The organism is Mesorhizobium sp. WSM3864 (genome assembly GCF_002294955.1).
GTDB lineage: Bacteria > Pseudomonadota > Alphaproteobacteria > Rhizobiales > Rhizobiaceae > Mesorhizobium.
Genome location: NZ_NSGD01000002.1, coordinates 635,368 through 652,886, shown reverse-complemented (window position 1 = coordinate 652,886; position 17,519 = coordinate 635,368). Strand labels below are relative to the sequence as shown.

At 64.0% G+C, this 17,519-nt stretch carries 19 protein-coding genes; 5 read left to right on the top strand and 14 right to left on the bottom strand.

The window, feature by feature from the left end; all coding sequences use genetic code 11:
* Nucleotides 1-5: 5 nt before the first annotated feature.
* Together CK215_RS07360 and CK215_RS07355 are read left to right on the top strand one after the other, a co-directional pair.
* Nucleotides 6-752, top strand: a complete 747-nt coding sequence (locus CK215_RS07360; protein WP_095781822.1) for an aspartate/glutamate racemase family protein — start codon at nucleotides 6-8, stop codon at nucleotides 750-752.
* Between the two features lie 118 nt (nucleotides 753-870).
* On the top strand, nucleotides 871-1,578 hold the full coding sequence (locus CK215_RS07355) for a GntR family transcriptional regulator (RefSeq protein WP_066989406.1): 708 nt from the start codon (nucleotides 871-873) through the stop codon (nucleotides 1,576-1,578).
* 193 nt (nucleotides 1,579-1,771) lie between these two features.
* Here CK215_RS07355 and CK215_RS07345 read toward each other — a convergent pair whose 3' ends face one another.
* On the bottom strand, nucleotides 1,772-2,728 hold the full coding sequence (locus CK215_RS07345; protein ID WP_095830514.1) for a LysR family transcriptional regulator: 957 nt from the start codon (nucleotides 2,726-2,728) through the stop codon (nucleotides 1,772-1,774).
* A gap of 84 nt (nucleotides 2,729-2,812) precedes the next feature.
* Here CK215_RS07345 and CK215_RS07340 point away from each other — a divergent pair, with 84 nt between their 5' ends.
* Complete coding sequence (locus CK215_RS07340; RefSeq protein WP_245418630.1) at nucleotides 2,813-2,992, top strand: hypothetical protein; 180 nt, start codon at nucleotides 2,813-2,815, stop codon at nucleotides 2,990-2,992.
* A 12-nt stretch (nucleotides 2,993-3,004) separates the two neighbouring features.
* Nucleotides 3,005-3,562, top strand: coding sequence for a hypothetical protein (locus CK215_RS07335; protein ID WP_245418629.1), 558 nt, complete (start codon nucleotides 3,005-3,007; stop codon nucleotides 3,560-3,562).
* On the opposite strand, the gene CK215_RS07330 is transcribed toward CK215_RS07335, so the two are convergent.
* From CK215_RS07330 to CK215_RS07275, 12 genes are all read right to left on the bottom strand, one after another.
* Nucleotides 3,528-4,586 carry an ROK family protein gene (locus CK215_RS07330; protein WP_245418628.1) on the bottom strand — a complete coding sequence of 353 codons (1,059 nt, stop codon included), beginning with the start codon at nucleotides 4,584-4,586 and terminating at the stop codon, nucleotides 3,528-3,530. The genes CK215_RS07335 and CK215_RS07330 overlap by 35 nt on opposite strands.
* On the bottom strand, nucleotides 4,586-5,308 hold the full coding sequence (locus CK215_RS07325) for a ribulose-phosphate 3-epimerase (RefSeq protein ID WP_095830513.1): 723 nt from the start codon (nucleotides 5,306-5,308) through the stop codon (nucleotides 4,586-4,588). The genes CK215_RS07330 and CK215_RS07325 overlap by 1 nt, the downstream gene beginning before the upstream one ends.
* Nucleotides 5,305-6,123, bottom strand: a complete 819-nt coding sequence (locus CK215_RS07320) for an alpha/beta hydrolase (protein WP_095830512.1) — start codon at nucleotides 6,121-6,123, stop codon at nucleotides 5,305-5,307. The genes CK215_RS07325 and CK215_RS07320 overlap by 4 nt, the downstream gene beginning before the upstream one ends.
* Nucleotides 6,123-6,941, bottom strand: coding sequence for a sugar phosphate isomerase/epimerase (locus tag CK215_RS07315; RefSeq protein WP_095827010.1), 819 nt, complete (start codon nucleotides 6,939-6,941; stop codon nucleotides 6,123-6,125). Before CK215_RS07315 ends, CK215_RS07320 begins: the two co-directional genes overlap by 1 nt.
* Entirely contained in the window at nucleotides 6,941-8,017 is a 1,077-nt protein-coding gene (locus CK215_RS07310; RefSeq protein ID WP_095830511.1) for a Gfo/Idh/MocA family oxidoreductase, read from the bottom strand. The genes CK215_RS07315 and CK215_RS07310 overlap by 1 nt, the downstream gene beginning before the upstream one ends.
* A 4-nt stretch (nucleotides 8,018-8,021) precedes the next feature.
* Nucleotides 8,022-8,843 carry a sugar phosphate isomerase/epimerase gene (locus CK215_RS07305; RefSeq protein WP_095830617.1) on the bottom strand — a complete coding sequence of 274 codons (822 nt, stop codon included), beginning with the start codon at nucleotides 8,841-8,843 and terminating at the stop codon, nucleotides 8,022-8,024.
* A gap of 63 nt (nucleotides 8,844-8,906) precedes the next feature.
* Nucleotides 8,907-9,749, bottom strand: a complete 843-nt coding sequence (locus tag CK215_RS07300) for a carbohydrate ABC transporter permease (RefSeq protein WP_095827012.1) — start codon at nucleotides 9,747-9,749, stop codon at nucleotides 8,907-8,909.
* A gap of 5 nt (nucleotides 9,750-9,754) precedes the next feature.
* Entirely contained in the window at nucleotides 9,755-10,651 is an 897-nt protein-coding gene (locus tag CK215_RS07295) for a sugar ABC transporter permease (RefSeq protein WP_067327670.1), read from the bottom strand.
* Nucleotides 10,652-10,780: 129 nt separating this feature from the next.
* Nucleotides 10,781-12,028: a sugar ABC transporter substrate-binding protein gene (locus CK215_RS07290; protein ID WP_095830510.1), complete on the bottom strand. Its 1,248-nt coding sequence runs from the start codon at nucleotides 12,026-12,028 to the stop codon at nucleotides 10,781-10,783.
* A gap of 111 nt (nucleotides 12,029-12,139) precedes the next feature.
* Complete coding sequence (locus CK215_RS07285; RefSeq protein WP_095830509.1) at nucleotides 12,140-13,285, bottom strand: ABC transporter ATP-binding protein; 1,146 nt, start codon at nucleotides 13,283-13,285, stop codon at nucleotides 12,140-12,142.
* An 87-nt stretch (nucleotides 13,286-13,372) separates the two neighbouring features.
* Nucleotides 13,373-14,320 carry a PfkB family carbohydrate kinase gene (locus CK215_RS07280; RefSeq protein ID WP_095830508.1) on the bottom strand — a complete coding sequence of 316 codons (948 nt, stop codon included), beginning with the start codon at nucleotides 14,318-14,320 and terminating at the stop codon, nucleotides 13,373-13,375.
* Between the two features lie 3 nt (nucleotides 14,321-14,323).
* Nucleotides 14,324-15,124 (bottom strand): class I fructose-bisphosphate aldolase, encoded by an 801-nt coding sequence (locus tag CK215_RS07275; protein ID WP_095800983.1) that lies wholly within the window; start codon nucleotides 15,122-15,124, stop codon nucleotides 14,324-14,326.
* A 184-nt stretch (nucleotides 15,125-15,308) separates the two neighbouring features.
* On the opposite strand from CK215_RS07275, the gene CK215_RS07270 reads away from it, so the two are divergent.
* On the top strand, nucleotides 15,309-16,457 hold the full coding sequence (locus tag CK215_RS07270; protein WP_095830507.1) for a Gfo/Idh/MocA family oxidoreductase: 1,149 nt from the start codon (nucleotides 15,309-15,311) through the stop codon (nucleotides 16,455-16,457).
* A 34-nt stretch (nucleotides 16,458-16,491) separates the two neighbouring features.
* On the opposite strand, the gene CK215_RS07265 is transcribed toward CK215_RS07270, so the two are convergent.
* Nucleotides 16,492-17,514, bottom strand: a complete 1,023-nt coding sequence (locus CK215_RS07265) for a LacI family DNA-binding transcriptional regulator (RefSeq protein WP_095830506.1) — start codon at nucleotides 17,512-17,514, stop codon at nucleotides 16,492-16,494.
* Between the last annotated feature and the right edge of the window lie 5 nt (nucleotides 17,515-17,519).

Sequence of the window (17,519 nt, the reverse complement as noted above, 5' to 3'; positions counted from 1 at the left end):
TTTTAATGCGCATACTCGTCATCAACCCCAACACGACCGCGTCGATGACCGGCAAGATCGGCAAGGCGGCGACAAGCGTCGCCTCATCAGGAACCGAAATCGTCGCTGTCAATCCGGCCGATGGTCCGCCGAGCATCGAGGGCTATTTCGACGAGGTGTTCGCCGTACCGGGCATCATCGCCGAGATGAGCAAGGCGCCGGCGGCGGATGCCTATGTGATCGCCTGCTTCGACGATACCGGGCTCGACGCCGCGCGCTGCGCGACCGAAGCGCCGGTCATCGGCATCGGCGAGGCGGCCTTCCATCTCGCCAGCCTTGTCGCCGGCAAGTTCAGCGTGGTGACCACGCTCGCCCGCTCAGTCCCCGCCATCGAGCACAACCTTGCGAAATACGGTCTTGCCTCGCGCTGCGCCAAAGTGCGCTCGTCGGAAGTCGCCGTGCTCGAACTTGAACGGCCAGGCTCGAACGCCAGGCATCGGATCTCGGACGAGATCGCGCGCGCCATTCGCGAGGATCACGCCGAGGCGATCGTGCTGGGCTGCGCCGGCATGGCCGACCTTGCGCACAGCCTGTCGCAAGAGCATGGCGTTCCGGTGCTTGACGGCGTCGTCTGCGCCGTCACCCTGGCCGAGAGCCTGTTCAAGGTCGGCTTGAAGACATCGAAGATCGGCGGCTATGCCGCCCCGCGAGGCAAGCGTTTCGCGGGTATCTTCGCTTCGGCGTCTCCCCCGGGCGCCGGTTCGCCTGGGTAAACGTGGCCCCGGGAGATCGGTCCCGCGGGATTGACCGGGGCGCGAGCGCCATTAGATTGGACCGGCCGCTGGCGATTTGGGGGCAGAGCGGGCCGCGTCGGGCCTGCGCATTGAAAGCATGTTGACGGTACTCAGAGAAGACGATCGCGACGACAAGCCGGCAGCGCGCTGGTCGCCGATCTACTATGGGCTGAGAGACGCCATCGTCAGCCATCGTCTCGCCCCGGGCACCAAGCTGCCGGAGGACGAGCTGGCGTCGATCTATTCGGTGAGTCGCACCGTCGTCCGCGCCGCCTTGCAGGCCCTTGCGCATGACCGGCTGGCGCGGCTGGAGCCCAACCGCGGTGCCTTCGTCGCACAGCCCTCGAAGATCGAGGCGCGCGAAGTGTTTGAGGCGAGGGCACTGATCGAACCCAAGGTGGCGGCGCTCGCCGCAAAGGCTGCGGTGCCCTCCGACATCGCGCAATTGCGAATGCACCTGGAGAAGGAGCATGAGGCGCTGCATGCCGGTCGCGACAGCGACGCCATCATGCTGTCGGCGCGCTTCCATGTCGGCATCGCCGAGATCGCGGCGCATTCGGTATTCACCAACTTCGTGCGCGACCTCGTCTCGCATTCCTCGCTGATCATCGCGCTCTACTGGAAACGCCGCGACGCGACCTGCGAGAAACATGCCCATCACGCGCTGGTCGACGCCATTGAAGCCGGCGACAGCGCCGACGCCGCGGCGCTGATGAACAGCCATCTGGTCGATCTGCTCTCCGGGCTCGATCTCACCGACAAGGTCGAAAAGTCTGACAGCCTCGCTGATCTGCTCCGCGCCTGAAGGAAGCATGCGCCCCGTTAGGCCGAGATAGGCTGACACGCCCTTGGCGCGGGTCAGCGCCACCAGCGGCGTGATCAGGCCTTGCTTCACCGTGTCATGCACCTGCGGAAGCCGCACCACCGATACTTTGACGCCGGCCTGCGCTATCGCCACCCCATTCAGTCGCGGATCGCTGCCCGATCGGCCTGATGCGTTAGGCCTGAGCCTCCCGTTCCCGCGGCCGTTTTCGGGAGGTCTCGGCGCCGCCTCGATACCTGATGTGATCGATGAACGCGCGCAGTTTGGGCAGGACCTGATGTTTTTCCGGATAGTAGAGGAAGACACCCGGGGATGTCGCGGCGAAGGCCGAAAGCAGCGCCTCGAGGCGCCCGTCCGCGAGCGCCGCGGCGGCAATCGGGCTTGGCACCTGGGCAAGCCCGGCGCCCTGGATCGCAGCGCCAAGCAGCGTGGGATAGTCGTGTGCAATGAACGGCCCGGAAACGATTGCCTCGACCGCCTTGTTGCCTTTGGCGAAGCGCCACGGCGCGACCGAACCGTTCGATCGGCGCAGGCGCAGGCAGGCATGGTGGCGCAGATCCTCGATGCGCTCCGGCGTTGTTCGCTGGCGTAGATAGTCGGGACTGCCGACGACCACCATCGGGAAGGACGGCGTCAGTCGAACCGCGACCATGTCGGCCGCGATGAGGTCGCCGAGCCGGATACCGGCGTCAAATCCCTCGGCTGCGAGGTCGGCCAATTCGCCGCTAGCGACGATCTCCAGCTCGATCTCGGGATAGGCCTGGCAGAAGGACGCGATCATCGGCTCCAGCAGCGTCGGCACCACCGCAGGCGGTACCGACAGGCGCAAAAGCCCAGCCGGCCGCTGGCCGATTTCGCGCGCGACCTCGCTTGCTGCTATCAATTCCTCGAAGGCTGGCCGGGCGCGCGAGAAAAAGCGCTCGCCGGCTTCGGTCAGGCCGACGCTGCGTGTCGTGCGGACGAACAGCGCGGCGCCGATGCGCGCTTCCAATGTCCGCACCGCCTGGCTGATCGCCGACGGCGTGACGCCGAGCTCCGCCGCCGCCTTGCGGAAATTGCGATGCCTGGCGACGCTCAGGAACGCCTCGACGCCGTCGAGGGCGCCGTGCCGGACTGTGAAGTTTTGCTTCATGACCCATTGAGATTATCGCGGATAGTTCCCGGCACAAAGCGGTCGTATCTGTGTTGTCGATTGGAAGGCTGGAGGGAAGTGGCAATGACGGACGATTTGGATCGCGTGCGGTTGCGGGCGTCGGGGCCGCCGCCTTCGCTAAATCTCGGCGTCGTCATGGGGTCGGGTTCGCGGAATTATGCCGCCAATCTTGGACACAATCTGTTGGAAGGCCGTCTCCGTATCCTGACGGCGGTATTCGAAGCCGTTCCAGCCAATCTCTGACGGGAGACAAGAATGACGCCGGCCACGATCTTCAACACCCATCTCGTCCTGGGCTACGTCCCGTGGCTGCTTTGCTTCGGCGCCTATATCTGGCCGAGGCTCAGGCTCATGGACCGCGTCGTGGCGCAGCGCGCCATCGCGACGCTGCACAGCTTCCGCTTCTTCGGGCTGGTCTTCCTGATTCCGGGCGTGGTTGGCCCGAACCTCCCGGCGGACTTCGCGGTCTTTGGCGCCTATGGCGATTTCGCGACCGGGCTGCTGGCCATGCTGGCGCTGCTTGGCGTGAAGCGGCCCTCGATCTTCTGGCCGTCCGTCGCGGCCTTCAATCTGGTGGGAATAGTCGACCTCGTGGGCGACTACTATCACGGCACCGTGCTTCATCTGCCCGAGCAGGCCGGGCAGCTGGGCGCCGCATACGCGATCCCGATCATCTATGTGCCCCTGCTGATGATTACGCACGTGGCCGCCCTTTATCTTCTGGCGCGACCTCAGCCCAAGACCGAGCCGGGCGCGGACAATAGGAAGGCGGTCGGTCTCAGTTCTCTTCGCTCTCCTTCATCCGTTCGATGATCGATCGGGCCGAAGCGCCGGTCGTTTCGCCGAGCTTCGTTTGCTCATTCTGCACCATCGCCAGCGCCGTTCCCGGCTCGCCCTCCCACAGGATCAGGCTTGCCGCGCCGACCAGCCCGGCGCGATCGCCGAGCTCGGCCGGCACGATCGGCACGTCGCGATAGGCTTGCATGGCGCGTTCCTCGACCGTCGCCCTGATGCCCGGCGCCAGCAGATCGAACCCGTTTGCGAGGCCGCCCCCCATGACGATCAGGTCCGGCGAATAGAGATGCAGGAGATTGGTGAAGCCGATGCCCAGCCATTTCGCCTCGGTCTCGACCAGTTCGCAGGCGGCCGCGTCGCCGGCGCGCGCGGCATCCACGACATGCCGGGCCGAGACGCCGCCGTCGTCGGAAAGACGTCTGAGCACCGAGCCGTCGCCTGGCTTGGTAAGCCGCGTCGCCCGGCGCCCGAGCGCGGTGCCGGAAGCAACGGCCTCGAAGCAGCCGACGTTGCCGCAGAAACAGCGGTCGCCTTCGCCGGTGATGGTCATGTGGCCGATCTCGGCCGCGAGCCCGCGCCTTCCATGGTAGATGTGGCCATCAGCGACCACGCCGCCGCCGATGCCGGTCGAGACGGTGACGAAGACCAGCGAGCCCGCGCCGCGGCCGGCGCCGAAACGCCACTCGCCGAGCGCCGCGGCATTGGCGTCGTTCTCCAGCCGTACCGGCAAGCCGAACTGGCGGCTGAGGATGTCGATCAGCGGCACGTTGTGCCAGCCGGCGAGCGTCGGCGGCCCGATGACGATGCCTGCCTTGGGGTCGAGCGGCCCCGGCGCGCACATGCCGATGCCGCTGACCTTTGCCTGCGGGTGTTCTTTAAGCAGCCTGTCCGCCAGCGCGATGATCTGGCCGATGACCGCTTCCGATCCGGCGCCGGCGAGCGTCGGCGCCGAGACGCGCTTGACGACCTCGCCGCTGCGCTCGACCAGCGCGCCGCGCAGTTCCGTGCCGCCGAGATCGAAGGCAAGGGCGATCGTGCTCATCAGGCGGCGGCCTTCAGTCCATGCAGCCAGGCCATGCGCTGGGCGAGATTGGGATCGCCGAAAGCGAGCGAGCCCAGCACCACCGTGTCGGCGCCGGCGGCGCGCAGCAGCGGCACGGTCTCATGGCGGATGCCGCCATCGGCGGCGAGCCGGATGTCGGCCTCGCGGCCGGCCTTCCTCATCAGCGCGCGCGCCTCGACCAGCCTTGGGCAGGCTTCCTCGGACAGGCTCTGTCCCTTGACCCCGATCGAGGTGCCGAGCAGCGTCACGAAGGCCACGCGTGGCAGGAACGGCTCGATCGCTTCAACCGGCGTCTCCAGCCGCAGCACCACTCCGGCCTCTGCGTCGAGCTCACGCGCCAGCTTCACGGCGCGCAAACCTGCCGCGCCATTCTCGGCATGGATGGTTACGAGATCGGCACCAGCCTCGATGAACTGGCGCGTCTGAGCCTCGACGATCTCGGCCTCGACCATCAGATGGACGTGGATCGGCTTCGCCGTCAGCCTGGCAATGCGCGCCACCAGATCGGGGAAGAACAGGAAGCCGGGCGTGAAGCGGGCATCCGCCACGTCGATATGGTGCAGATCGACATGGGCTTCGATGCGCTTCAGGTCGCGCTCCAAATTGGCGAGATCCGCCGACCACAGCGAGAATTCGCCGATAAGCCGGTTGCGCGGCAGTGCGGCTATTGCCGCGGGTCCGGAGACGGGTTTGGCGGTCATGACGGAATGAGGCTCCGGGCATTCGAGTTGGATTGGAGGAAGGAACTGATCTGCTCGTGCAGTTCGATGAAATGTCTGGCGCTGTTGCGCGCCTTCGGCGTGATTTCGGCGAAGACTGCGTGCGGCATCGCGGCGGCAAGCGTGTAGGCGCTCGACAGCGGATGCACCGCGTCCATCGCGTTGCCGACGACCAGCGCAGGAATGTCGAGCGCCGCGACGTCGCGGTCGCAAACGCCTGGGCCGTCGCTGGCAATATCGGCGAGCACTTGCGCGAACCCCTTGGCGTCGGGCCGGTCGAAATAGCCGAGCAGCGAGGATAGATTGTCGGGCGCCTCGCGGTAGAGCCGCGTTGCCGTGTCCGATCGCGCGAAGATCGTCCGCCCTTTGTCGGCCCCGTGTTCCAGGATGAGCTCGGCGGCCTCGGTGATCGGCTGCATGTTCTGCGGTGCCGGCGAAAACGTCCATGCCGGCCGCACCAGGACCAGGGCGGCGACGCGCCGCGGATGACGGCAGGCGAGGCGAAGCGCGATCGCGGCGCCCATCGAGACGCCGCCGGCAACGAAGCGGTCGAGGCCGGCACGATCGGCGGCGGCAAGCACATCGTCAGCGAAGATTTCGAACGAGAACGGCCGCCGCTTGCCGAGCCCAGAGCCGCCATGCCCGCGGCATTCCAGCGTGACGCGCCGGAAGCCTGCGGGGAAAGTCTGCGCGACCTGCGCCTCGCCGCCGCCGAGCCCATGCTGAAAGACGACCGCCAGGCCTTCGCCGGTGTCGGTCATATGCAGCGTGGCGCCGTCGCGCAGGAGCCTGCCCATCACATGAGCCCCTTGAGGAAGCGGGCGACGCGCGGCGCTTCCTCGGCCGAAAGCCCATGCGTCACCAGCGGCCCGTCGAAGCCTGTGGCCCTCAGGCGAGCGACGAAGTCGTCGAAGTCGACCACGCCTTGTCCGGCCGTGGCGAAGCGCCCGTCGGCGAAGCGGTCCTTGGCGTGCGCCAAAGAGACATGACCCGCCGTGCGCTCGACCGCTTCGGCAACGATGCCGCGTGCCTCGTCGGCATTCGCTCGCTCGAACAGATTGGCAGGGTCGAGCACGATGCGCAGCCGGTTCGAACCCATCTCGGAAATCAGCTGCACGGCGTCATCGGCGGAGGTCACGATGTTGGCTTGCTCCGGCTCGATGCCGAGATCGACGCCGTGGCGCTCGGCGAGCTGAAGCGCCTTCTCCATTTCCCGCGCCATGTCGGCCCAAGCCGAGGGATCGGCATTGTCGGGGTGGTGCGCCCATTGGTCCTCGGCGTTGCGCGTTCCGGTGCACAGTGTCACCAGCGGGATCGAAAGCCTGGCGGCTGCCTCAATGACCACCCCGAGCCGCCGCAGCCCGTCATCACGCACCCGGCTGTCCGGATGCGCCATGTTGTAGGTTCCCGACAGCGCGACGAGACCGACGCCGCTAGCCTTAGCGGCGGCATCGATCGTACGGATCGCTTCGTCGGGAACATCGTCCGGCATCGACGGCAGGCCGGCGCAGGCAAGGTTGAACTGGGTGACTGCGAAGCCCGCTTCGCGAACGGCGGCGAGCACGCCGGCCGGCTCGCCGCCTGGAAAAGTCTTGGCGAACACCCCGACCTGCATCAGATCGCTCCGGTGACGCCGGCGAGCTCAACGCGCTGGCCGCTTTCGACCGAGCGGGCGATCGCCACCATGGCGCGGATCGAAGCGAGCCCGTCCTCCACGGTAGCGCCGCGCTGCGGCGCGCCGTTGAGCACCGTGTCGGCGAGGCCTTCCAGTTGGCGGCGGAAGAAGTGGCCGTCGGCGCCGAGCGGCTTGCGCGACGTCGCGTCCTTCTCATGAAAAATGTCGACCTCGCTGGCGCGCAAATACCAGGGATTGAAGGTCTTCGCGATCACCGAGCCGTTCTCGCCATAGAGTTGAAAGCCCTCGTGCCAGTCCATGCGCACCGCAACGGTCAGGTCGAGATGGCCGAGCGCGCCATTGGCGAACTCCGTCTCGACGAACCAGCAATAAGCGCCGAAGCGTTCGTTGAGCCGCGCGCGCACGGCGGTGATTTCGCCGCACAGGAAGCGCGCCGTGTCGACCAGATGCGAGCCATGCGCCAGCATGAAATACTGTCTCAGGTCCGCCTTCGGATTGCCGGCCGGCTTCCTCGCCAGCTTGCTGGTGACGGGCAGCGGCTGCACGGCGTCGGTATTGGTGTAGCGATGGGTGGAATCGCAATACCAGGCCTTCAGCGCCAAGATCTCGCCCATCTCGTCGCGCACGAAATCGCGCGCCGCCTCCAGCGCCGGGTCGAAGCGCTTCATATGCCCGACCTGAAGCACCTTGCCGGAGCGCTTGGCCCCTTCCGCCAGCCTCTCGCCTTCTTCGACGGAAATGCCGATCGGCTTTTCGCAAAGCACGTGCTTGCCTGCTTCGAGCGCCTTGATCGACATCGGCACGTGGTAGGCGTCGGACGTCGCGACGATCACCGCCTCCAACTTGGGGTCGGCGAGCATCTCGTCATAGTCGCCATACATTTTTTGCGGCTCGTAGGTGGCGCTCATGCGCGCAAGCAGGTCGGGCGCCGCGTCGCAGATCGCGTAGAGATCGGCATTGGCTGCCTTCACGCAGGATTCCAGATGCGCGAACTGCGCGATCGGCCCGCAGCCGAGCACACCGACACGAAGACGACGGTCTTGTTTGCGGATCATCGCCTCAAGCCCCGTAGCCGCGCATGGTCTGGCGATTGGTCTTCACCGCGCCCGCCGGATCGGCGGCGGCTGCTTCGGATTCCTCCTCCAGCACCAGCCAGCCGTTGAAGTTGGGCGCGGCGCTGGCGATCTCGATCACCTTAGCCGTGTCGCAGACACCCTCGCCGAGCATCGCCCAACTGCCGTTGGCATCGACGTCTTTCAGATGCACATAGCGAATGCGGTCGCGATAGGTGGTGAGCGTATCGGCCATGTCCTGACGGCCGCGCAAGATGTGTCCGGTGTCCGGCACCCAGCCGACCAGCGATGGGTCAATCAGGGAGAAGATGCGGTCATAATCGGCGCGGTCGAAGAGCAGCGTGTTTTGATGCGAGCTCGGATGCACAGCCACCTGCACGCCGGCCTTGCGCCCAAGTTCGCCGGCCTTGTTGTAGACCTCGGCGGCGATGGCGAATTTGTGGTCGCGCGGGCCGTCGGAGACGACGGTTGCCGAGCCCATCGACACCAGCGCTCCCGGAAAGGCGGCGGCGAAGTCGATCCAGCGACCGGCGGTTTCGAGGTCCTCGCCGATTTTCTCCTTGAGCGTGAAGCCGCTCTTCGAGCCGAAGGCGAACGAGACCAGCATGAGGCCGGATGCCTTCAACGCGGCGGCGAACTCCGCAGGCTTGCCGGCATAGCGACCGATCATCGTGTCGGTGATCTCGATGCCGGCATAGCCGCCGTCGGAAATCGCCTTGATGAGATCGTCCGGGCCGCCGCCAAAACGGTCGCCGAGCATCTCCCAGGTAAAAGTCTGGCAGCCGACTTTGAGGTCTTTCACGTTCATTCTTTCATTCCTTGATACCGCCCATTCCTTGGTGTCGCTCTGCGTCTTCATGGGAGGGACGTCCTACTTGACCGAGCCCGCGGTCATGCCTGCGAGGAAGAATCTCTGGGCAACGAGGTAGATGAGCAAAAGCGGTAACGAGCCGAGCACGCTCATCGCCATCATCTGGTTCCATTCGAAGGCGTGCTGCCCCATCAACAGCTGGATGCCGATCGGCACGGTGCGCATGGACGTCGACTTGGTCAGCGTCAGCGCAAAGAGAAATTCGTTCCAGCATAACAGGAAGGTGTAGACAGACGTCGCCACGATACCAGGCAGCGAGATCGGGACGATCACCCGCCAAAGCGCTGTCCAACTGGTGCCGCCGTCGACAGCCACCGCTTCATCGAGATCGCGGGGCAAGGTGTTGAGATATCCCGTCATCAGCAGGATCGCGTAGGGCAGCGTAAACACCAGGTAAGTCAGGATCAGCGCGATATAGGTGTCGAAGATGCGATACGAGACGACAAGCCCGAAGAAGGGGATGAGAAGCGTGATCGGCGGAATCGTCTGCGTGCTGATGATGAGTGTGTTCAGGCTGCCCTTGCCGCGAAAGTTGAAGCGGCTGAACCCGTAGGCCGCCAGCAAGGCGATCAGCACCGTCAGCACGGTCACCGCTGCCGCCACGAAGTAGCTGTTGAAGAAGAAGCGCAGCTTTACCGGGTCGCCAACGATGGCTGCGTACGCTTCCAGCGTGAAGGCCTTCGGCAGGATGGTTGGTGGCAGGGCAAAGATTTCGGTATTCGACTTGAACGAGCTGCTGAGCATCCAGTAGATCGGGAAGGCCGCGAAAAAGAGCCCCGCGACAAGCGCTACATGGAGCGCGACGGTGATCAGCCTGTCTTTCGGCGTGTGCCTTTTCCTCATGGTGACTACCGAGCCTTTTGATAACGGATGTAGAACAGCGTCAGGCCAAGCGAGATCAGCAGGATGACCACAGCGCTCGCCGACGCCTGAGACAGGTTGTAGCTCGAAAACGCCAGCTTATAGGTGTAGGTGCTGAGGACCTCGGTCGAGTAGATCGGACCACCGCCCGTCGTTATCCAGATCAATGGGAAGACCTGCATGGTCCAGATGAAGTCGAGCAGCGAGATGCTGATGATGATCGGCATCAACTGCGGGATGGTGATGAAGATCAGCTTCTGGTAGGCCTTGGCTCCGTCGATATCGGCGGCCTCGTAGAAATCCTTGGGAATGCCCTGCAGCCCTGCGAGCAGGCTGACCATGAAAAGCGGGTACCCCGCCCAGATATTGGCGAAGGTGACGGCGTGCAGCGCGGTCTCGGGCGAGGAAAACCACTCGACCTTGGAACCGATGATGCCCATCTGCATGAGAATGCTGTTCACGACCCCGTTCGGCTCGAGCAGCAGGCGCCAGATCACGGCGATAATCACCGCGGTGAACAGCCAAGGCAGTATGTAGAGCACGCGCAGAATATTGCGCAGCATCGGATTGATGCGGTCGCTGTTCAGCATAAGTGCGAAGACCATGCCGATGGTCATGTGGAAAACCACGCTCATGCAAGTGAAGTAGAGCGTGTGCCACAGCGAAGCCCAGAACACCGGATCTGCGAAGATCGCCTGGTAGTGTTTCAGTCCGGCAAAGGATGGGTCACGGCGCAGCACCGCGCTGTTCTGGAACGAATAGGCAATCACCGTCACCATCGGCAGCAGCATCAGAAGACCGATTATGAGGAGCGAGGGCGACAGATAGAGATAGGGTGCGACCGCTCGTTTCAGTCTGTGATGGGAGCGCTTCTGCGGGGTCATGTGCCAACCTTGAAATACGCCTTCAAGAGAAGGTGAGCTTCGGAACACGGGTCCACCGATCCGTTGTGGCCGGGTGGCCTGCCCGAAGTCAGGCCACCCGGTCGAGAAAGTGAACGGGGAACAGGCCGATCAGAATTTCGCCATCCAGCCCTTTTGAGCGTTGGCTGCGGCTTGTTCCGGAGACTGCTCGCCGGCAAGCATCTTCTGGGCTTCCACGTCGAACTGGGTCATCAGGTCTTCCGCCACCGGCAGACCCGTGAACTCGTTGGCGAGATAACCGGTCTTGAAGATTTCGAAAGCCTTTGCGAATGCCTTGTCGGACGTCACGAAATCGGGCTTGGCGTTGACGTTGCCCGGGAAGGCGTTTGCAAGCGACACGAGCTTGGCGTTCACCTTTTCACTCATCAGATATTGGACGAGCTTCCAAGCCTCCTCCTGGTGCTTCGAGCCGGCAGAGATACCGATGCCCCAGGAGGCATAGGGAAGGCCGCGCTTGCCGTTGTAGTTCTCCACGACCGGGACCGGGATGAGGTCGAAGTTCAGCTTGGGATTGCGTTTGCGGATGAGGTTCACATGCGCGAGCGAGTCGATCATCATCCCGACCCGGTCGTTGACGAATTCCTCGACCTTCTCCTGTTCCGTCTTGGTGGCGATGCCGGGCGAGATGGTGCCGGCGTCGTTGAGCGATTTCACGAAGCTGAGCATATCCACCACCGGTTTGCCCTCGAGGTCGGGCTTGCCATTCGCCATCATCGACTGGCCCGAAGCCCAAACCCACGACATCATGTCGTTCTGAACGCCGGACGGTGTTTGCAGCGACAGGGGCAGCACCCAGCCATACTGGTTCTTGTCGGCATGGGTCATCTTCTTGGCGGCTTCGAGAAACTCCGCGCGGGTCGACGGCAGCTTGCTCACACCTGCCTTGGCGGCGAGGTCCATATTGACGAAGACCGGATAGACGAACGAAGCCACGGGAAACATCACCGCTTTGCCGTCCACCTTGATGATGTCCGCGACCTGGCTCTTGTCGAAGCCGCTCGCATCCATCATCGGGTTCATGTCGGCCAGCGCATTTTGTGCGTTCAGATTGTTCACCCAAGCGCCATCGAGACCGACAACGTCGCTAAGCGTTCCGGTCGCAGCACCGACCGAGATCTGGTCTCGCGTGGTCGCATAGGGGCCGCTGACCAGCGTGACCTTGATCCCGGGGTTTGCAGCCTCGAACTCGTCCATGATTTTGCGCAAGGAGCCTGCGGGCAGCTCTGGCTCCCACCACTGCGTGAATTCCAGCGTCGTGTCCGCCATGGCGCTGGTTGCGCCGAGCAACCATGCCGCCGCGGCCATTTTCAGCATCGCGGGTTTTATCCGAAACGTCATTTTCTCCTCCTTCTTAAGATCGACCGCACAATGCGGACGATCGTCTGCTTCATTCAGAAGTCTTCTTACGAGTACTTTCGCAGGCGCGCCTGCGGGCTCTGCAGCAAATCTTCAGATCGCCAGATGCGTCTCGGGATCGAAGAAATGGAGCTTGGCGTCGTCCACGGCTAAGCGGATCTCCGAGCCGGGGCGGACTGTGCTGACCGGTTCGAATTTCGCCACCGCGTTCGAGGTCATGCCGAAATCCTGCACCGCGTCCGGATCGCCGGAGTCCACCCGCACCGCATCGATGCTGAGATGAACGATGTGTTCGGACCCGAGTTCTTCGATCGAGGTCACCTTTGCCGGGATCGTCTGATATCTGCGGCCGGATTCGAGACTGCTGTCATAGAGATCCTCCGGTCGGATCCCGAACACGACCTTGCGCCCCGCATACGTCCTCAAGGACGGCCTGCGCACGAAGGCTGCATCCTGCAGCCGGATGGCGAAGGTGCCGGACATCAGTTCGTCGCCCGTCAGCGTCGCCTCGAACAGGTTCATCGAAGGAGAACCGATGAAGCCGGCAACGAAGGCGTTTACCGGCGATTCATAGAGTCTCTTGGGAGTATCGACCTGCTGCAGCACGCCGCCTTTCAACACCGCGACCCTGTCCCCCATCGTCATCGCCTCGGTTTGGTCGTGGGTCACGTATATGGTCGTGACGCCGAGTTGCTTTTGCAGGCTGGTGATTTCGGCGCGCATTTGAACACGCAGCTTCGCGTCCAGATTGGAAAGGGGTTCGTCCATGAGGAAGGCGGCCGGCTCGCGCACCATGGCACGGCCCATGGCAACCCGTTGACGCTGTCCGCCTGAAAGGTTCGCGGGTTTGCTGTCGAGCAGAGATGTCAGCTGAAGGGTTTTGGCAATCTCGTCCACCCGCTTCTTGCGCTCGGCCTTCGTCTTGCCTGCCAGCCGCATCGAAAAGGCGATGTTTTCGAACACCGTCATATGCGGGTAGAGCGCGTAGCTCTGGAAGACCATCGCGATGTCGCGGTCCTTGGGCGGCATGTCGACGACGTCGACTCCGCCGATCCGAAGGCTGCCGCTTGTCACGTCCTCCAGCCCCGCGATCATTCGCAGCGCGGTGGATTTGCCGCAGCCGGACGGCCCGACGAGAATCAAGAATTCGCCATCCTCGACCGACAGGTTCAATTGGTCGATTGCGTGAAAGTTGTTCCCATAGGTCTTGCAGATATTCTCAAGAATGACTTCTGCCATCTTCCTCCCTCCACAAGGCTAAGCCGCTCGTTATTATGATTATTATCGGCCTATGTTCGCCTGCGAATGTTCCTCGGATAGTTTCAACTATGTTCCGGTATCGGGCTGCGATTTCAGTTGGACTGCCGACGGGGCGTTCGCCGATGCGAGGAGTTCCGTGACCTGGCCCTCGGTCGGCAGCGCCTCGCGTCCGCCACGCCCCGTTATCGACAGGGCCGCGGCCGCGGCTGCGAATGCGACCCGGCCTGCGGTGTCGGCTCCGCGCGTCAATGCATGGGCATAGGCACCGTGAAAGCAGTCACCGGCGCCGGTCGAGTCAACAACGGCAACCCGGTGCGGAGGCAGGTGCCAAAGCCCTGCCTCGTCGCGTCCGCGATAATAGACGCCCCTGCCGCCATCAGTCAGAACCACGCTGGACCGCGACGGCAACCACAATGCGTCGAGCATCTCGGCGGGCGATCGGCCGCCCGTGGCAGCCCGCGCGAAGCCGAGAGGAAGAATGAGATGGTCGCAGAGCCCGGTCAGCCTCTCGGTGGCTGGGCCGCTGCTCCATTCGATATCGCCGAGGATTGCAAGGCCGAGATCGCGAGCCCGAGCCACGACATCCATCGACCGGATCGCGTAACTATCGACGATCAGGACGGTCGCGCGGCTGAGGACCTCGTCCGGAAATTCTGGTGCGGTGCCCAGCATCGCTTCGTCGTCATACGCGATGAACCGCTCGCCATCCGATCCGACGGTGATCCGCGAGCGCACCGGGCGTGCGTGCGGGTGGCGCGGCGCGAATGCGGTTTCAACTCCGCTCGCAACGAGATCGCACAGCACGGCGTCGTCAGCGGCGCTGGCCAGCCATCCGACGAACCCGGCGGTTCCGCCGAGTCGCGCGACGGCGGCAAGGGCCGTCGCGACATTGCCGCCGAAAGTTCGGGCAGTTTGCAGAACCTTCCCCTTGCCCGCCGACAACGGCTGATCGACATAGACGATGTCGTCGATCGCAATAGCGCCGAAGCCGAGGATTGAAGGGACGGTGGGCATCGTTCAGGCACCCGCCTTCGCCAGGGCGTCTTCTGCCGAAAGGCCGTCATGGATGACGCTCCGAAAGGCAAGTGCCGCCTTCTCCGGATCGCCGTGCCCCCAGAGATTGCGACCGACCACGGCACCGCGCGCGCCGGCACGTATGGCGTCCGCCGTCTGCTGAAGGGCGCCGAGCAGCGTCTCGGTCTTCGGACCACCCGCGATCACAACCGGCACCGGGCAGGTCCGGACGGTCTCTCGGAACGACTCGAAATCGCCCGTGTAGCCTATCTTGATCACGTCGACGCCGGACTCGTAGCCGATGCGCGCCGCATAGGCGATCTCGTCGGGGGTGAAGACGATTTTTGCTCCGTCGGTGAAATCGCGCGGGTAGATATGCGCCACCACCGGCATGCCGTAGCGTGCCGCCGCATTCACCGAGTCGGTCAGCCAGCGTATGTACTTACCCTCGGTCGCGCCGCGCACCGGAATGGCAACGGCCAACGCATCGGCCCCGGCGCGCACCGCATCCTCCGGCGTTGCAATCAGCTCGCTGATGCGATCGTCTGGGGTGAAGCAGCCCGCCTGGATCACCAGAGACGCTTTGCCCGCATATTGCGGCCACAGATGGCGCGCGGTGCCGGGCTGGATGCTGACGTAGTCGGGTTTGCCCATCATGACGCGCGCGAGCGCACCGGGCAGATCGGCAAGCCCGCCTTTGCGCACGTCGCCATAGCCGACAAAGTGGTCGACCGCGCCGCCAAAAAGCTTCCCGGACGGATGCGAGAAGAGGCGCGCAAGGCGCACCTTGGTTCCTAGGCTCATGAGTGCAAAATTCCTCAATCGTTTTGAGCTGGCGGCCTCCGATGTCGAGCCAGCATTTTCACATGCTCTATAAAAATTTTACGCGCGTCAAGATTTAAAATGCGCTATAGCGAGTCACGAACATGGTCCGCCGCCGTTGCAGCGGGTTGTCTGCGGCGGTGCCGCATGGGAGGTCGGAAGGAAAATGCAAGCAAAATCAGGAGCGAAGCTCGGTATCGGCGTTATCGGTTGCGGCAACATATCGATGACCTATCTGCGCAACGCAGCACTTTTCGCCGGCGTGGAACTGCGCGCCTGCGCCGATGTTTCCGCCGACATGGCCGCGCTACGGGCCAGGGAATACGGTATCCGCGCGCTGCCGGTCGATTCGCTGCTGGCCGATCCCGAGGTCGATCTCGTCCTCAACCTCACCGTTCCGTCGGCGCATTTCGACATCACCCATTCGGCGCTTTCCGCGGGCAAGCACGTCTTCACGGAAAAGCCTCTGGCGACCTCGGCCGGCGAGGGCCGCCGGCTGGTCGCGGAGGCGGCGAAGCGCGATCTGCTGCTGGGCTCGGCTCCAGACACCTTCCTCGGCGCAGCCGGACGGCGTGCCCGCCGCCTAATGGACGAGGGCGCGATCGGCCGCGCCGTGACCGGCACCGCCTTCATGATGGGGCGCGGCATGGAGCATTGGCATCCCAATCCGCAATTCTACTATCAGCCGGGCGGCGGTCCGGTGTTCGACATGGGGCCATACTACCTGACAATGCTGGTCAACCTGCTCGGCCCGGTCGCCCGCGTCATGGCGATGACGACGCGCGGTCAGGACGAGCGCCTGATCACCGCCGAAGGCCCTTACAAAAACACCAGCTTCAGGGTAGGCACGCCGACCAACATCCTGTCGCTGCTCGAATTCCACTGCGGCGCCACCGTCACCTTCGGCGCCTCTTGGGACGTCTTCAAGCATTCCAACCATCCGATCGAGCTGCACGGGACGGAAGGCTCGCTCAGGCTACCCGATCCCGACACGTTTGGCGGCACGGTCTCGCTATCGGCGCACGGCGCCGATTGGAAGGATTTCGAGAGCGAAGGCGAGCTCTACGGCGCGCGCAACTGGCCCTATGCTGCACCGGACCGCGCCAACTATCGCATGCTCGGCGTCGCCGACCTGGCGCGGTCGCTGTCGGAAGGGCGCAGACCCCGCGCGTCCGGCGAACTGGCGCTGCACGTGCTCGAGATCATGGAAGCGATCCTCGCCTCCGGCGAGAGCCGGAACTCCGTCGCCGTCGTCGGCTCGGTCGACCAGCCGCCGCTGCTCGGCGAAGACGAGGCGGCGAGCCTGCTTGCCTGAGGCGCCGTGATCGCCCAGCGGGAGTTCGGTGTCCCTAGGCCGACTGGCGCATCACCAGCGTCGCGTCGAGATTGACCTTCGGCGCGACGGGCGCGCCGTCCTCGTCGAGCAGGGTAAGCAGCGTCTCGACGCTGCTTCCGGCCATCGCCGCGAAATCCTGCGCCATGGTGGTGAGCGCCGGGCAAGTGTAGCGGCTGAGCGGATGGTCGTCATGCGCAGCCACCCGCAGGTCGCAATCCGCCTTGCGGCCCACCTTCAGCCCTTTCGAGAAGGCGGCCGCCATCACGCCGAAGGCGAGACGATCGTTGGCGCACAATATGGTCTTGCCCGGCAGGCCGCCATTGCCGAGCAGCTTTTCCGTCTGTTCGTAGCCGATGCGTTCGAACTCCCATGTGTAGTCGTCGGTATTGCCGAAGACGAGCGGCTCCTGCCCGAGGCGCTTCATGGCATCGATGTAACTCTCCACCCTCTCGCGCGAATTATGATTGACGTGCGGAATATCGAAATAGACCGGGGCGTCGCCCGAGCGGCAGAGATAGTCGACGATGGTCGACATGCTCTGCACATTGTTGTTGCCGACGAAAGGCGTGCCGCCTTCGAGATAGGTGTCGAAATAGACAATCGGGATCGCCTGCGTCAGCTTCTCGATCGCCCGCTGGTCCGAGCGCCGGCCGAGTGGTGCGATCAGCGCGCCGGAGACCTTCAACGACAGGATCGTCCGCGTCGCCTCGGCTTCCAGTTCGCTCGATCCATGCGAGGAAATGACGATCGGCCAGTAGCCTTCGTCGCGCAGCCTGAGTTCGATGCGGCTGACCATCTCGGAATAGAACGGGTCGGTCACCGTCGGCACGACGATGCCGATGCTGCGGGTGCGCTTGCGGTTGAGGTTTCGCGCGAACAGATTGGGCTGATAGTCGGACGAGCGCAGCGCATCCTCGATGCGTTTTCGCGTCGCCGGCTTGACGCTGGTCGGATCGTCGAAGAATTTCGACAAGGTCGGCCTGGAGACGCCGCAGGAACGGGCGAACTCCTCCATCGTCTTGTGAGTCATCGGCATCCAAA

What these genes read in the sequence shown, in the direction of transcription:
- CK215_RS07360 (WP_095781822.1), top strand. Translation starts at nt 6, where the DNA reads ATGCGCATACTCGTCATCAACCCCAACACGACCGCGTCGATGACCGGC.
- CK215_RS07355 (WP_066989406.1), top strand. Translation starts at nt 871, where the DNA reads ATGTTGACGGTACTCAGAGAAGACGATCGCGACGACAAGCCGGCAGCG.
- CK215_RS07345 (WP_095830514.1), bottom strand. Translation starts at nt 2,728, where the DNA reads ATGAAGCAAAACTTCACAGTCCGGCACGGCGCCCTCGACGGCGTCGAG.
- CK215_RS07340 (WP_245418630.1), top strand. Translation starts at nt 2,813, where the DNA reads ATGACGGACGATTTGGATCGCGTGCGGTTGCGGGCGTCGGGGCCGCCG.
- CK215_RS07335 (WP_245418629.1), top strand. Translation starts at nt 3,005, where the DNA reads ATGACGCCGGCCACGATCTTCAACACCCATCTCGTCCTGGGCTACGTC.
- CK215_RS07330 (WP_245418628.1), bottom strand. Translation starts at nt 4,586, where the DNA reads ATGAGCACGATCGCCCTTGCCTTCGATCTCGGCGGCACGGAACTGCGC.
- CK215_RS07325 (WP_095830513.1), bottom strand. Translation starts at nt 5,308, where the DNA reads ATGACCGCCAAACCCGTCTCCGGACCCGCGGCAATAGCCGCACTGCCG.
- CK215_RS07320 (WP_095830512.1), bottom strand. Translation starts at nt 6,123, where the DNA reads ATGGGCAGGCTCCTGCGCGACGGCGCCACGCTGCATATGACCGACACC.
- CK215_RS07315 (WP_095827010.1), bottom strand. Translation starts at nt 6,941, where the DNA reads ATGCAGGTCGGGGTGTTCGCCAAGACTTTTCCAGGCGGCGAGCCGGCC.
- CK215_RS07310 (WP_095830511.1), bottom strand. Translation starts at nt 8,017, where the DNA reads ATGATCCGCAAACAAGACCGTCGTCTTCGTGTCGGTGTGCTCGGCTGC.
- CK215_RS07305 (WP_095830617.1), bottom strand. Translation starts at nt 8,843, where the DNA reads ATGAACGTGAAAGACCTCAAAGTCGGCTGCCAGACTTTTACCTGGGAG.
- CK215_RS07300 (WP_095827012.1), bottom strand. Translation starts at nt 9,749, where the DNA reads ATGAGGAAAAGGCACACGCCGAAAGACAGGCTGATCACCGTCGCGCTC.
- CK215_RS07295 (WP_067327670.1), bottom strand. Translation starts at nt 10,651, where the DNA reads ATGACCCCGCAGAAGCGCTCCCATCACAGACTGAAACGAGCGGTCGCA.
- CK215_RS07290 (WP_095830510.1), bottom strand. Translation starts at nt 12,028, where the DNA reads ATGACGTTTCGGATAAAACCCGCGATGCTGAAAATGGCCGCGGCGGCA.
- CK215_RS07285 (WP_095830509.1), bottom strand. Translation starts at nt 13,285, where the DNA reads ATGGCAGAAGTCATTCTTGAGAATATCTGCAAGACCTATGGGAACAAC.
- CK215_RS07280 (WP_095830508.1), bottom strand. Translation starts at nt 14,320, where the DNA reads ATGCCCACCGTCCCTTCAATCCTCGGCTTCGGCGCTATTGCGATCGAC.
- CK215_RS07275 (WP_095800983.1), bottom strand. Translation starts at nt 15,124, where the DNA reads ATGAGCCTAGGAACCAAGGTGCGCCTTGCGCGCCTCTTCTCGCATCCG.
- CK215_RS07270 (WP_095830507.1), top strand. Translation starts at nt 15,309, where the DNA reads ATGCAAGCAAAATCAGGAGCGAAGCTCGGTATCGGCGTTATCGGTTGC.
- CK215_RS07265 (WP_095830506.1), bottom strand. Translation starts at nt 17,514, where the DNA reads ATGCCGATGACTCACAAGACGATGGAGGAGTTCGCCCGTTCCTGCGGC.